Origin of the sequence: Streptococcus pseudopneumoniae (assembly GCF_001072375.1) — a bacterium.
GTDB lineage: Bacteria > Bacillota > Bacilli > Lactobacillales > Streptococcaceae > Streptococcus > Streptococcus pseudopneumoniae_L.
Window position 1 is genome coordinate 1 of the sequence record NZ_JVKV01000027.1, and the last position, 14,121, is coordinate 14,121.

Consider the following 14,121-nt stretch of genomic DNA (forward strand, 5'->3'; position numbering starts at 1 on the left):
AATCCAAAGACAATTGAGAGGCTAGGACTTTTGTCCCAGCCTCTCTCTTATTCTTTAGAATTAATCTGCCTTCTAAAGCGAAACTTAGCTTCCTCTTTCCCAGAAGATGGCTAGCAAAATCATGGCACCGAGAACTGATGGGATAATGGCTGTACCGTTTAGGCTTGGTCCCCAAAAACCAAAGAGTAATTGTCCTAAAAAGGCACCAATCCAGCCCAGGAACATTTTTCCGAAGCATCCCATACGTTCTCCACGATTGGTGATAGCTCCTGCTAGTAGTCCGATTAAAAGACCAACAAACATACTTCCAAGCATAGATTCTCCTTAAATTGCCCAATCTCCATTGCGGAAGAGAGGTACGCGTGTCCCATCCTCACGGATACCATCGATATCCATTTGGTTCGAACCAATCATAAAGTCAACGTGAACATCTGAACGGTTAAGTCCTGCAGCTTCAAGCTCTTCTTCGATCATCTCAGCTCCACCAACAACGCTCGTTGCATAGGCTGCACCAATAGCCAAGTGGTTCGAAGCATTTTCATCGAAAAGGGTGTTAAAGAAGGTAATACCTGACTGAGAAATTGGACTTGGATCTGGTACCAAGGCACATTCACCCAAGGCACGCGCACCAGCATTCTTAAAGACGAGGTCCTTCATAACCTGGTCACCCTTCTCAGCTGTAATATCTACAATTTCTCCATTTTCAAAGGTCACCTTGATACCTTCGATGATATTTCCATTGTAGCTGAGTGGTTTTGTAGACGTTACATAACCATCAGCACGACGGAAGTCAGGAGCTGTGAAGACTTCTTCTGTTGGCATGTTTGGCAAGAATCCTTCACCTTGGGCATTGATCGCTCCTGCTGATTCCCAAACGTGGTTCTTCGGCAAGCCAAGTGTCAAATCAGTTCCAGGCGCTGTGTAGTGAAGGGCTGAGAATTGTTCTTTGTTGAGCATCTCTGCCTTGCTCTTGAGGATAGCAGCATGTTTTTCCCAAGCCTTAACTGGATCTTCTTCGTAGATACGGCAAGTTTTGAAGATTTGGTCCCAAAGGAGGTCCACTGCTTCTTCGTCGCTTGCTGCATTTGGAAAGACCTTCTTAGCCCACTCTAGTCCAGCAGCGGCTGCTACAGTCCAGCTAACCTTATTAGATTGAGTTGCGATACGCATTGGCTTCATGGCAATTCCCATAGCTTTGGCAGAAGCTGAAAGTTTTTCTGCATCCACTCCGTTCAAGGCACCTGGGTCAGAAGAACGAACACCGAGACGACTTGCTTTGTTTTCAAGAAGGTAGTTCATCTCAGCAATCTTGTATTCTGGCACATTGTCCAAACGCTCCATCGGCGCGTGAAGGAATTTCTCACGGTTTACAAAGTCATCTGCCCATTGAACGATAACTTCGTGAGCTCCAAGTGCATAGGCTTCTTTAACAATTAAGTGAGCCAACTCACGTTGCTCCACATCAATCGAGAGAGCCAAGGTATGACCAGGTTGCACGTTCACACCGTTCGCAACTAACAACTTAGCATATTTTTCTAGATTTTCTTTAAAATTTGGTAAAACCATTCTGTTTTCTCTTTTCTATTTTTATTTTTCTTTCAAAGCAGAAAATAATCCTGCCAAAGCAATAGCACCTGACAAGAGTGCTGTCGATAGAAGAATTGTCTGATCAGCAAGTTCAAATTGGTACTCAAACATCTTCTCAGCCGGTTTATCTTCCGCAAAAATTCTTAGTTTCATGAAATGTCCTTTCTTATTCTTCGTCCTCTCCTAGGTAGAGGCGTCGTGCCTCTGGACTATTTGTGAGGATATCTATATAGGTTTCATAGTCATCAGGTAGAGGCTTTCCTAAAGAGATATCTTGTTCTGGATTTATATTTTTCCCATAAAGAAAGCAAAGATAGAGACGTTCGTTGAGTGTTGGAAATACTTCAATAGACATATGTTCAGCCTGACCTACCCGATCCCAATCTTGTTCTTTGATATCTGGTATGATATAAGCTTGGAAAAGTCCCATAAGTGGATTATCTTCTGGTTGTCCACTGTCCTTATTCGCCAGAACCAAAGAACAACGTCTACCAAAACCAGCAAGTTGGCGCTCACTTCCCTTTACCGAAACAGTAATAGGATGCCCTCCAATATGGCTATAAATCCATTCTTTAGGCAGTTCATAATCTAACAGGGGGTTCACTTCTTTAACAATCGTTACAGGACTATAGCGTAGAAACTGGCGAGTAACAGCCTTACAAAAGAGGATATCTTCCTCTTTCAAGGTCACTCCCTTCCAATTATTTTCCTCGTTAAAATGGTTGAAAAATACCAGATAGGGATCACGCACCATTTGTGCTAATACGTAAACGCCATTTCGCAAGCGTATGGAAATAACTTTCCCTGGTTTCCAAGGTGTTGCTCTGTTTTTCTTTAGCATCATTAACTAACCTCAAACCTACATAAGACATTTCAAACTCTTAAAACAAATCATCAAACAGACTCAACTGGTTGTCCTCTGGCATATTGCCGAGAATTCCCATTTCATCCATCTTTTCAACTAAAGTTGAGGAAAGTCCACCACGCTTGCGAAGTTCTGTTTTAGAGAGGAACTCACCTTCTTGACGAGCACGAACCAATTGCTTAGCAACGTTCTCTCCCAGTCCATCCATAGCAACAAACGGTGGGATGAGAGTATCTCCATCGATGATAAATTCAGTCGCATCACTGCGATAGAGATCCAATTTCCCAAATTTGAAGCCACGTTCCCACATCTCATTAACGATTTCAAGCGTTGTATAGAGGTCAATTTCTACGTTAGAAGCTTCATTGTTCTTGCGCTTTTCAGCAATTTCTTGCATCTTGCGTTTGATAGCATCCAAGCCTGCACCCATGGTCTTGATATCAAAGGCCTTGGCACGAATGGAGAAGTAAGCACAGTAGTAATAAATCGGATGGTGAACCTTGAAGTAGGCTACACGCAAGGCCATCATAACGTAGGCAGCCGCGTGGGCTTTAGGGAACATGTACTTAATTTTTCCACAAGATTCGATATACCACTCAGGTACATTGTTAGCCTTCATTGCTTCGATATAACCATTGCGCTCTTCTTCTGAGATTTTGAGCCACAATCCCTTACGTACACGCTCCATGATAGTAAAGGCCATCTTTGGATCTAGACCAGCGTGCATGAGGTAAACCATGATGTCATCCCGACATCCGATAACGGTTGACAGGTCTGCAATTCCAGCCTTAATCAAGTCTTGGGCATTTCCCAACCATACATCGGTACCGTGAGACAGACCAGAAAGCTGAAGTAACTCCGCAAAGGTCGTCGGATGGGTTTCATCCACCATTCCACGAACAAAGTTGGTCCCAAACTCTGGAATACCAAGCATACCAGTTGAAGTCCCGATTTGCTCTGGCGTGACTCCTAGGATATCCGTACCTGAGAAGAGGGCCATGACACCTGGATCATCCATAGGGATATCGTTTGGATCAATACCTGACAAGTCCTGAAGTTTCCGAATCATGGTCGGATCATCATGACCAAGGACATCGAGCTTGAGGACATTCTCATCGATATCGTGGAAGTTAAAGTGAGTGGTCTGCCATTCAGCAGTTACATCATCTGCAGGATACTGTACTGGAGTAAAGTCATAGACATCCATATAGTTAGGAATAACAACGATTCCCCCTGGGTGCTGACCAGTCGTCCGTTTGACACCGGCAGCTCCTTGGGCTAGGCGCTCTACTTCAGCCTCACGGTAGAACTTGCCATAGTCACGCTCGTAACCCTTGACAAATCCATAGGCTGTTTTAGCAGCCACCGTACCAACCGTTCCTGCACGGAAGGCATATTCTTCCCCAAAGATATCACGAACATCCAAGTGGGCGCTCGGTTGATCTTCCCCCGAGAAGTTCAAATCGATATCAGGTACCTTATCCCCATCAAAACCAAGGAAGGTCTCAAAAGGAATATCCTGGCCATTCTTGCTGAGTTTGTGGCCACAGTTTGGACAGTCTTTATTGGGCATATCAAATCCTGAACCGTAAGAACCATCTGTGATAAACTCACTGTACTGACACTGACCACAGACATAGTGAGGAGAGAGAGGATTAACCTCGGTGATCCCAATCATAGTCGCAACAAAACTGGATCCAACAGACCCACGAGAACCAACCAAGTAGCCTCGTTCGTTGGAACGGTGCACTAGCATCTGCGAAGCTAGATAAATCACGGCGAAACCATTCCCCAGGATAGAAGTCAATTCCTTTTCAATCCGTAGATCAACGATATCTGGCAGTGGATTTCCATAGATTTCAAAAGCTTTTTTATAGGTTAATTCGGCAACTGTTTCTTCGGCTTGGTCAATGAAAGGTGTATATAAGTCGCCTTTAACGACCTCAACAGGCTCAAAGATTTCTGCCAAGGCGTTGGTATTTTCAATGACAATCTTGCGAGCCAAGTCTTCCCCTAGAAAGGCAAATTCATCCAACATTTCATTAGTTGTTCTAAAGTGTGCCTTTGGTAGCGGAGCTGGTTGAGCAGCTTCTCCATGACCGATCGTTCGGTTAATCATGGCTCCCTGACCTAAACTGCGGACGATGATTTCCCGATAAATTTCATCCTCAGGTTCGAGATAGTGGACATTTCCTGTCGCAAGAATGGGCTTACCGAGACGGTTTCCGACCTCAATCAAGCTCTTGATGATGGTTTGGAGTTCCTCCATGTCCTTGACCTGCTCTTTGGCAATCAGAGGTACGTAGATAGACGGAGGCATGACCTCGATAAAGTCATAGTATTTAGCTACTTCGACTGCCGCATCTACCCCTTGTGAAACGACTGCATCAAAGACTTCTCCTTCTGTACAAGCGGACCCCAAGATTAAACCTTCTCGATGGGCATCTAGCACCGTACGTGGAATCCGTGGAACTCCTTCAAAGTACTGGGTATTTGAAAGGGACACCAGCTTAAAGATATTTTTCAAGCCCACTTGATTTTTCACATAGATGGTCGCATGTTTGACACGAGCTTTTTTATAAGAATCCGGACTGATTAAATCAAGGTTTAATCGAGCCAAATCTGTCACACCATGTTTTTCTGCTACTTCCTTAATAAAGATAAAGAGCAGACGGCCAGTTGCTTCCGCATCATAGTTGGCCATATGGTGGTGTTCTAGAGCTACACCAAAACGTTTGGTCAAGGGGCCCAAACCATGTCGCTTGTACTCCGGATAGAGATTTCTAGCGAACTCTAGCGTATCGATGACAGGTTGAGTAATTTTTGGAAGACCGTGACGCTCATAGTTGGCATTCATAAAACCAACGTCAAAGCTTGCATTGTGGGCTACAAGAACGGTATCTTTACAGAATTCTTGGAATTCTTTCAGAACTTGAATCAAGGGTTTAGCGTTTTTTACATGGTCATCAGTAATGCCTGTCAACTCAGTTGTAAAAGCTGATAAGGGGTGCCCTGGATTGATAAATTCATCAAACTCAGCAATGATATTGCCCTTGTACATCTTGGAAGCCGCCACCTGAATCAAGTCATTATAGATAGCTGAAAGTCCTGTTGTTTCTACGTCAAAGACCACATAGGTTGCTTCAGACAAATCCATCTCAACTTCGTTATAGGCGATAGGTACACGGTCTTCAACGATATTGGCTTCCATCCCATAGATCAGCTGGATACCAGCTTTCTTAGCGGCCTTATAGCCATGAGGGAAGGATTGAACATTGCCATGATCTGTAATAGCAACCGCCTTGTGTCCCCATTTGGCAGCTGTCGCAATGAGTTCTTCAACTTCAGGCAGAGCATCCATGGTCGACATATTGGTGTGAGCATGGAACTCAACACGACGTTCACCCTCTGGCATCAAGTCTTTCCGTTCATAGTGAACAACTTCTTGAATATCTTGCACATTCATGGTCAGGTCTCGCGTGAAATTATTGACCTCAACATTCCCACGAACACGGAGCCAAGAATTCTTCTTGATCATGTCAAACTTCTGCGCTTCCTCTTCATTCTTGACCCATTTTTGCATAGAAAAACTAGAAGTATAGTCCGTCATCTTGAAGTTAATCAAGACACGACCCGTTCTAGTCACCTTATGCTCAACATCAAAGACAACTCCTTCAAAAACCAATCTATTTTCTTCGGTATTGACCTCGATCATAGGAGTAATTTCTGCCTTGTCAAGTTTAGGCTTAGCAGCTGCCTTCTTGGCTTGAAAATCAAAGACAGGTTTGTCCTCAACTGGAGGAGGCGGGGCCATCTGTTCTAACTGTTCCATAGCCCGAAGAGTTTCTTCATTGGCTGCTTGGATAATCATTTGATTTTCCGTCTGGAAGGCTTCTTGTTCTTCCCTTGTCAGCTCTTCATTTTTTTCTAAGATGCAAGAAAGTTTAGGAAAACCAAAAAATTCCAGCTGTTTGCTAAGATTTGGCAGATGATTTTTTCTAAAATGCTCTGTATCTGCTGCTTCTGAAGCTTCAATGATTAACTGGTCATTTTCAAAGCGAACTTGAAAATTCTGATATATAGAACGAAAACCTTGACTAGCGCAAGGACCATCCGAAAAAGCCTCTCGATAGTAGGCTTGTAAAAGTTCTCTAGAAAATTCCTGATTTCTCGTTTTTATCTCAAAACTAGCCTGATTTCCCGTTTTTGAGAATTCTTCTTTCAAGCCTCTTTTCAACTCTAGAAAAAGTTCAAAAGGCAAGATATTTTCAAAAACAAAATGAAACTCCCAAACTTTGCTTCGTTTATGAACAATGACTTGTTCTATTTCAGCCTGAGAGAAGGCCTCATGATTTCTCATTTCAGCGGGTATTCCCAACTGATTCATTAAAATTTCAAAAGTGGTTGACATCCATTTTCCTCACAATATACTTCTTCTATTTTACCATATTTGAGGCACTTTTACCTATTTCTACCAAACAGAAAAAGAAGCCACAAAGTGACTTCTTTTAAAGTGACGATGAATTATTCTTCACCTTTGTTTTTCTTAATGATTTCTTCTTGTACTGACTTAGGTACATCTTCGTAGTGGTCAAATACCATCATAAATGTACCACGTCCTTGTGATGCAGAACGAAGAACTGTTGCGTAACCGAACATTTCAGCAAGTGGAACGTAAGCACGAACGATTTGGCTGTTACCGTGTGCTTCCATACCATCTACACGTCCACGACGAGCAGTTACGTGACCCATAACATCACCAAGGTTTTCTTCTGGAACAGTGATTGTTACAAGCATCATTGGTTCAAGGATAGCTGGTTGTGCAGTCTTAGCAGCTTCTTTAAGTGCAAGAGATGCAGCGATCTTGAAGGCAGTTTCAGATGAGTCGACATCGTGGTATGAACCATCGTAAAGCTTAGCTTTAACGTCAACCATTGGGTAACCCGCAAGAACACCGTTAGCCATAGATTCTACCAAACCTTTTTCAACCGCTGGGATAAATTCACGAGGAACCACACCACCGACGATTGCGTTTTCGAATTCGAATCCTTTTCCTTCTTCGTTTGGAGTAAATTCAATCCATACATCACCGAACTGACCTTTACCACCAGACTGACGTTTGAAGAATCCACGTGCTTGAGTAGAAGCGCGGAATGTTTCACGGTAAGATACTTGAGGAGCACCTACGTTCGCTTCAACTTTGAACTCACGACGCATACGGTCAACAAGGACGTCAAGGTGAAGCTCACCCATACCAGAGATAACTGTTTCACCAGTTTCAACGTTAGTTTCAACGCGGAATGTTGGATCTTCTTCAGCCAATTTTTGAAGGGCGATACCCATCTTATCTTGGTCTGCTTTAGATTTAGGCTCAACCATCAATTGGATAACTGGTTCTGGAACGTTGATTGACTCAAGGATGATTTTAGCTTTTTCATCTGTCAATGAGTCACCAGTTGTAGTGTCTTTCAAACCAACGGCAGCAGCGATATCACCTGAGTAAACAGTGTCAATTTCTTGACGGCTGTTAGCGTGCATTTGAAGGATACGTCCGATACGTTCACGTTTACCTTTAGAAGTGTTCAATACGTAAGAACCTGATTGAAGAACACCTGAGTAAACACGGAAGAATGTCAAACGACCTACGAATGGGTCAGTCATGATCTTGAAGGCAAGAGCTGCAAATGGCTCTTCATCAGATGCTGGACGAGTTTCTTCTTCATCTGTATCTGGGTTGATACCTTTGATCGCTGGGATGTCAAGTGGGCTTGGAAGGTAGTCGATAACCGCATCAAGCATCAATTGAACACCTTTGTTCTTGAAGGCAGAACCACACAATACTGGGAAGAATTCAACGTTGATAGTCGCTTTACGGATACCAGCTTTCAATTCTTCGTTAGTGATTTCTTCACCTTCGAGGTATTTCATCATCAATTCTTCATCAGTTTCAGCAACTGCTTCGATCAATTTTTCACGGTACTCTTGAGCTTGGTCAAGGTATTCAGCTGGAATGTCTTCTTCAAGGATATCTGTACCAAGGTCATTAGTATAGATTTCAGCTTTCATCTTGATCAAATCGATGATACCACGGAAGTCATCTTCAGCACCGATTGGCAATTGAATTGGGTGTGCATTTGCTTGAAGACGATCGTGAAGTGTGCTTACTGAGTAAAGGAAGTCAGCACCGATTTTATCCATTTTGTTGGCAAATACGATACGTGGAACTCCGTACTCAGTTGCTTGACGCCAAACTGTTTCAGTTTGAGGCTCAACACCTGATTGTGAGTCAAGAACTGTAACCGCACCGTCCAATACACGAAGAGAACGTTGTACTTCGATTGTGAAGTCCACGTGTCCTGGTGTGTCGATGATGTTTACGCGGTGGTTGTTCCATTGAGCTGTTGTCGCAGCAGATGTGATAGTGATACCACGCTCTTGCTCTTGCTCCATCCAGTCCATTTGTGACGCACCTTCGTGAGTTTCACCGATTTTGTGGATTTTACCAGTGTAGTAAAGGATACGCTCAGTTGTAGTTGTTTTACCAGCATCGACGTGAGCCATGATACCGATATTACGAGTTTTTTCAAGTGAAAATTCGCGTGCCATGAGGTTTGTTTCTCCTATATTTTTTATTTCTATTCTATTATAACATGATTTAATAAAAACGGATAGGCAGGACCTACCCGTTCTCAATGTTTTCATGTTATTGTTGGTTTCAACTTGCGGAATGGTAAGTTGAGTTGTACTCGAGCTAAAGTTAATTAGCCGATTTGAGCCGGAACGGGATGCTGTGTGAAAAAGATAAACTTCCTTGTATTCGTCGAATACTGCGTCAGTTTCCTATTTTCACTTTGCATCCTTGCCGTTCCTAGCATCATGATTTTACCAACGGAAGTGTGCGAAGGCACGGTTAGCTTCAGCCATACGGTGAGTGTCTTCACGTTTCTTAACAGCTGCACCAGTGTTGTTAGCAGCATCCAAGATTTCTTTTGCAAGACGGTCTTGCATTGTGTGTTCACCACGAAGGCGAGCGATTGTTACCAACCAACGAAGTCCAAGTGTTGTACGACGTTCTGGACGAACTTCAACTGGGACTTGGTAGTTAGAACCACCAACACGACGTGCACGTACTTCAAGTACAGGCATGATGTTTTCCATAGCTGTTTCAAATACTTCAAGTGCATCGTTACCAGTAACTTCTTTGATTTGTTCAAAAGCACCGTAAACGATTGAAGCAGCTGTACCACGTTTACCGTCAAGCATAACGCGGTTGATAAGACGAGTAACTAATTGTGAATTGTAAAGCGGATCTGGCAATACGTCACGTTTTGGAGCTCTATTTTTACGACTCATTTCTCTTTATCCCCTTTCCTTATGCTTTTTTCGGACGTTTAGTACCGTATTTAGAACGGCCTTGTTTACGATCGTTAACACCTGCAGTATCAAGTGCACCACGGACGATATGGTAACGTACCCCTGGAAGGTCTTTTACACGACCACCGCGAAGAAGCACCACACTGTGCTCTTGCAAGTTGTGTCCGATACCTGGGATGTAGGCAGTAACTTCGATAAGGTTGCTCAAACGTACACGAGCAAATTTACGAAGGGCAGAGTTAGGTTTTTTAGGTGTCATAGTTCCAACACGAGTTGCAACACCACGTTTTTGTGGTGAAGAAACGTTTGTTTGAACTTTTTTATGACTGTTGTAACCAACGTTCAAAGCTGGTGATTTAGATTTTTCTACTTTTGATTTACGCGGTTTGCGAACCAATTGGTTAATTGTAGGCATCTACATTCTCCTGTGTTTTTTTTATTTTTGGTGATGATACACTTGGTGACAGCTATCATCTGTGTGTACTTTTGCAACATTTGTCAGCACGTCCCTGTACACTCTTGAGAGACCAAAAGTAAAAAGTACCGTCTATTATTGTACCACGTTTTTTCTATTTTTGTCAATATATTTCTACTTATTTTTTGACTTCTTTGCTCTTAAATTTAGTTGAAAACGCTCGCCTACCAGATAGACTCTTCAACCGACCACATAGACAAAGCTTCTTGTAATTGTCAACAAAATGGTGTTTAATAGATTTGTAAGTAAGAGATCTCTATTACAACTTTACAAAGGAGAAAATATGAAAGTTAGACTTGACATTGATCAACAATACGCCGAAGAACAAACCATCATAGAAGCACCATCTTTGTCCCCTAGAGTTCAAAAAGTTCAAGACTTTGTTCAATCACTGGATCAAAAAGAAACGCTTAAAGGAAAATTTCAAGATCAGCTTTATCTCATTGAAGTCGGTACTATTCAGCGCATTTATATTGAAAACCGTAAAGTGTTGGCTGAAACGGATATTAGAACCTATACGCTCGATATTCGTCTTTACCAAGCAAGTGAAATTCTACCTGCTTCCTTTATCCAAATTTCCCAATCGGAAATTGTCAACATCGATGCTATTAGTCATCTAAAACTAACCTCTAACGGCTTGATTGAAATCTATCTAAAAAATGACAGTTTCACCTACTCATCTCGCCGTTACCTCAAAGCTATTAAGGAGAAATTAGAACTATGAAAAAACAAATTTTCCACGATGCCACAACTGGTGTCCTCATCGGCCTCATCCTATCTATTATCTTTTCTTTTATCTATTCACCAAGCAACTATGCACCACTTAGCCCCAACTCTTTGATTGGCCAATTCATGATCCAACAACAGGTACATGGCGCTCTAGTTTTGCTCTACTGTTCTATCATCTGGGCAGCTATCGGAGTCCTCTTTAGTTTTGGTAGCCGTCTCTTTGCCAAAGACTGGAGCCTTCTTCGTGCTACTGTCACTCACTTCTTCCTCATGCTATTAGGTTTTGTTCCTCTAGCAATTCTGGCAGGTTGGTTTCCACTTCGCTGGACTTTCATCCTTCAGCTTATACCAGAGTTTGCCATCGTCTACCTCATCATCTGGGCGATTCTCTATAAAAGAGAATCAAAGAAGGTTGCCCACATCAACCAATTATTGGCTCAGAAGAAATAATGCAACAGAAACCCACTCATAGGACTGAGTGGGTTTTGATTTATAATTTTTGTTTCCATTCTAACAAGAGGTTCATGGCTTGCATCGGTGTCATATTGTACACATCTACTTTAGCCAATTCTGCTAGGATAGGATTTTCTTCCGCCGAGTCAAATAGGGAAATTTGTTCAGAGACTGCATGTGTTTGTTTCATTGGAGCAGGACTTTCCTGACCTTGACTCTCTAAGTGCGTTAAAATTTCATCTGCTCTTTTCAGCAAGTCTACCGGTAAACCTGCAATCTTAGCTACGTGAATACCGTATGATTTATCAGCTGATCCTGCTTCGATCTTGTGAAGGAAGGTAACCTGTCCATTTTGCTCAAGTGTAGCCACGTGAACGTTAACCAGATGTCCCAGACTAGTCTCCAAACTAGTCAATTCATGGTAATGAGTCGCAAAGAGAGTCTTGGCTCCGATATGTTCATGAATATACTCGATAATTGCCTGGGCCAAGGCCATGCCATCATAAGTTGCCGTTCCGCGTCCAAGCTCATCAAAGAGAATGAGAGAATTCTCAGTCGCATGCGCAATGGCATTATTGGCTTCCATCATCTCGACCATAAAGGTTGACTGGCCTGAAACCAAGTCATCTGCCGCCCCGATACGGGTAAAAATTGCATCAAAAATTGGTAAATGAGCACGTTCTGCCGGTACATAAGAACCCATCTGGGCCATGACTGCTGTCATAGCTAATTGGCGCATATAGGTTGACTTCCCGCTCATATTAGGCCCTGTAATCAGCTGGATGCTAGTATCTTCACCCATTTGGATACTATTGGGAATATAGGTTTGGGCTCCCATGACCTTCTCAACGACAGCATGACGACCTTTTTGAATGTCAATTTGCGAGTCCTGACCAAACTCTGGACGAATCAGGTGTTGATTTTCTGCTACCACTGCCAAGCCTTGTAAGACATCGACAGTAGCGATTCCTTGGGCTAGGGCTTGCAGGCGTTGGATATACTTGCCAACCTTCTCACGGATCCGCATAAAAATTTCGTACTCTAAGTTTGCTGATTTCTCACGTGCCTCTAGCATTTCTCCCTCGATACGCGCCAACTCCTCTGTCCCAAAACGCTCCGAGTTTTTCAGCGTAGCCTTACGGAAAAAGTGGGCTGGTACGTTACCAAGCTGCGAATTGGTCACATGGAAATAGTAGCCGTCTTTTTTATTGTAGTCAATCTTGAGCGTACTGATGCCAGAATTTTCTCTCTCCTTAGCCTCAATCTCGGCAATCCAGCTGGTTCCTTCTCTCAACACACGACGATACTTATCCAAGGTCTCATCAAAGCCCGTCCGAATAATACCTCCTTCGGTAATGACATGAGGTGCCTCTGGAGCAATGGCTGCGCTAATGAGATTTTCCAACTCAGGAATAGGATCTAATTGTTCAATCAGATAGGTAAGAGCTGGTTGCTCCATTCCTTCTAAAATTGCTCGAATTCGTGGAACACTTCCCAAGGTAGTCGCTAATTGCAAGAGGTCTTTAGGATTGCTTTTGCCAAAAGAAACACGACTAGCCAGGCGCTCAATATCGTAGACTCCCTTTAGGCTTTCTGTCAAATCACTACGTTCAAAGAAATAATCCAGAAAGACCTGTACAACCTCCTGACGTTCAAGGATACGATCCTTGTCAATCAAGGGACGGTGGATCCAAGAGCGCAAAAGACGCATTCCCATGGCAGTCTTAGTTTCATCTAGCAACCAGAAAAGACTCCCTTGTTTCTTGCCAGAACGAGCATTTTCTACTAGATCTAAACTAGCCTTGGTTGCATAATCCATCTGCAAGAAATCCTTAATTTCATAACGGATAACTGGTTTCAAATGGTTCAGTTCTCTCATCTGAGTCCGATGAATATACTGAAGTAGCTTACTGCTGGCAGCTTGTTCAATAGGCGCCAAGCGTGGATCCAGCAGATGTATGTCTTCAAATAATTCTTGCTCATAAGAAAGCACCAAATTCATTTGACGGCCGAGAATCTGTTCTTCCTCTTCAGTTAAGGCATAGCCGATGACAACTTCTCTTGCCTTAAGATTTCGGATTTCACCACAGACTAGGGTAAAATCCAATAAACCTGTCACATAGAAATCACCCGTCACTAAGTCCATGTATGCCAAACCAAATTGCTGACCATCACGGTCGATAGCCACCAAAAAGTTGTTTTGACTATCTGGTTTACTACTATCGACGACTGTACCAGGGGTAATCACCTGCACAACCTCGCGCTTAACAACCCCTACTGCCTGCTTAGGATCCTCCATCTGCTCAGCAATGGCAACCTTGTAGCCACGCTCCACTAGGACATCAATATACTGTTGTGCTGAGTGATAAGGAACTCCAGCCATGGGAATAGGATTGTCAGCATTCTTATTGCGACTGGTTAATGAAATTTCTAGTATCTGGGCAGCATTGACTGCATCTTCGTAAAATAACTCATAAAAATCACCCATACGAAAGAGCAAAAAAGCATCTGGATATTGTTTTTTGATATCCACATACTGTTGCATGCCAGGTGATAATTTTTCTGTCATCATCCATTCTCTCCTTGTTAAAAATAGAGAGTGGGACAGAAATCGGTAATTCGTTAGAATTCGATTTCG

11 protein-coding genes are annotated in these 14,121 nt (G+C 42.9%); 2 read left to right on the top strand and 9 right to left on the bottom strand.

Annotated features, from left to right (window positions below):
* Positions 1 to 84 precede the first annotated feature (84 nt).
* The 8 genes from ADH31_RS02110 to rpsL all read right to left on the bottom strand — a co-directional run bounded on the left by ADH31_RS02110 (position 85) and on the right by rpsL (position 10,241).
* Positions 85 to 315 carry a GlsB/YeaQ/YmgE family stress response membrane protein gene (locus ADH31_RS02110; RefSeq protein ID WP_049508719.1) on the bottom strand — a complete coding sequence of 77 codons (231 nt, stop codon included), beginning with the start codon at positions 313 to 315 and terminating at the stop codon, positions 85 to 87.
* Positions 316 to 324: 9 nt separating this feature from the next.
* Positions 325 to 1,566 carry an aminopeptidase gene (locus tag ADH31_RS02115; RefSeq protein WP_049508721.1) on the bottom strand — a complete coding sequence of 414 codons (1,242 nt, stop codon included), beginning with the start codon at positions 1,564 to 1,566 and terminating at the stop codon, positions 325 to 327.
* Positions 1,567 to 1,587: 21 nt separating this feature from the next.
* Positions 1,588 to 1,740 (bottom strand): hypothetical protein, encoded by a 153-nt coding sequence (locus tag ADH31_RS10085; protein WP_049508722.1) that lies wholly within the window; start codon positions 1,738 to 1,740, stop codon positions 1,588 to 1,590.
* A 13-nt stretch (positions 1,741 to 1,753) separates the two neighbouring features.
* The gene (locus ADH31_RS02125) at positions 1,754 to 2,431 is read right to left on the bottom strand and encodes a hypothetical protein (protein ID WP_049508724.1); all 678 of its coding nucleotides are present in this window, start codon (positions 2,429 to 2,431) and stop codon (positions 1,754 to 1,756) included.
* Between the two features lie 37 nt (positions 2,432 to 2,468).
* Positions 2,469 to 6,863 carry a PolC-type DNA polymerase III gene (locus ADH31_RS02130; RefSeq protein ID WP_049508727.1) on the bottom strand — a complete coding sequence of 1,465 codons (4,395 nt, stop codon included), beginning with the start codon at positions 6,861 to 6,863 and terminating at the stop codon, positions 2,469 to 2,471.
* Positions 6,864 to 6,976: 113 nt separating this feature from the next.
* Positions 6,977 to 9,058: an elongation factor G gene (gene fusA / locus ADH31_RS02135; RefSeq protein ID WP_000090332.1), complete on the bottom strand. Its 2,082-nt coding sequence runs from the start codon at positions 9,056 to 9,058 to the stop codon at positions 6,977 to 6,979.
* 276 nt (positions 9,059 to 9,334) lie between these two features.
* Positions 9,335 to 9,805, bottom strand: a complete 471-nt coding sequence (rpsG, locus tag ADH31_RS02140; protein ID WP_000087876.1) for a 30S ribosomal protein S7 — start codon at positions 9,803 to 9,805, stop codon at positions 9,335 to 9,337.
* A gap of 19 nt (positions 9,806 to 9,824) precedes the next feature.
* Positions 9,825 to 10,241, bottom strand: coding sequence for a 30S ribosomal protein S12 (gene rpsL / locus ADH31_RS02145; RefSeq protein WP_001142333.1), 417 nt, complete (start codon positions 10,239 to 10,241; stop codon positions 9,825 to 9,827).
* Between the two features lie 343 nt (positions 10,242 to 10,584).
* On the opposite strand from rpsL, the gene ADH31_RS02150 reads away from it, so the two are divergent.
* Both ADH31_RS02150 and ADH31_RS02155 read left to right on the top strand, forming a co-directional pair.
* Positions 10,585 to 11,025: a LytTR family DNA-binding domain-containing protein gene (locus tag ADH31_RS02150; RefSeq protein ID WP_049508730.1), complete on the top strand. Its 441-nt coding sequence runs from the start codon at positions 10,585 to 10,587 to the stop codon at positions 11,023 to 11,025.
* The gene (locus tag ADH31_RS02155) at positions 11,022 to 11,480 is read left to right on the top strand and encodes a DUF3021 domain-containing protein (protein WP_049508734.1); all 459 of its coding nucleotides are present in this window, start codon (positions 11,022 to 11,024) and stop codon (positions 11,478 to 11,480) included. The genes ADH31_RS02150 and ADH31_RS02155 overlap by 4 nt, the downstream gene beginning before the upstream one ends.
* 40 nt (positions 11,481 to 11,520) lie before the next feature.
* On the opposite strand, the gene mutS is transcribed toward ADH31_RS02155, so the two are convergent.
* Positions 11,521 to 14,055 (bottom strand): DNA mismatch repair protein MutS, encoded by a 2,535-nt coding sequence (mutS, locus tag ADH31_RS02160; protein WP_049508736.1) that lies wholly within the window; start codon positions 14,053 to 14,055, stop codon positions 11,521 to 11,523.
* Between the last annotated feature and the right edge of the window lie 66 nt (positions 14,056 to 14,121).

Coding starts and splice junctions, on each gene's coding strand:
- ADH31_RS02110 (WP_049508719.1), bottom strand. CDS start 315: ATGCTTGGAAGTATGTTTGTTGGTCTTTTAATCGGACTACTAGCAGGA.
- ADH31_RS02115 (WP_049508721.1), bottom strand. CDS start 1,566: ATGGTTTTACCAAATTTTAAAGAAAATCTAGAAAAATATGCTAAGTTG.
- ADH31_RS10085 (WP_049508722.1), bottom strand. CDS start 1,740: ATGAAACTAAGAATTTTTGCGGAAGATAAACCGGCTGAGAAGATGTTT.
- ADH31_RS02125 (WP_049508724.1), bottom strand. CDS start 2,431: ATGATGCTAAAGAAAAACAGAGCAACACCTTGGAAACCAGGGAAAGTT.
- ADH31_RS02130 (WP_049508727.1), bottom strand. CDS start 6,863: ATGTCAACCACTTTTGAAATTTTAATGAATCAGTTGGGAATACCCGCT.
- fusA (WP_000090332.1), bottom strand. CDS start 9,058: ATGGCACGCGAATTTTCACTTGAAAAAACTCGTAATATCGGTATCATG.
- rpsG (WP_000087876.1), bottom strand. CDS start 9,805: ATGAGTCGTAAAAATAGAGCTCCAAAACGTGACGTATTGCCAGATCCG.
- rpsL (WP_001142333.1), bottom strand. CDS start 10,241: ATGCCTACAATTAACCAATTGGTTCGCAAACCGCGTAAATCAAAAGTA.
- ADH31_RS02150 (WP_049508730.1), top strand. CDS start 10,585: ATGAAAGTTAGACTTGACATTGATCAACAATACGCCGAAGAACAAACC.
- ADH31_RS02155 (WP_049508734.1), top strand. CDS start 11,022: ATGAAAAAACAAATTTTCCACGATGCCACAACTGGTGTCCTCATCGGC.
- mutS (WP_049508736.1), bottom strand. CDS start 14,055: ATGATGACAGAAAAATTATCACCTGGCATGCAACAGTATGTGGATATC.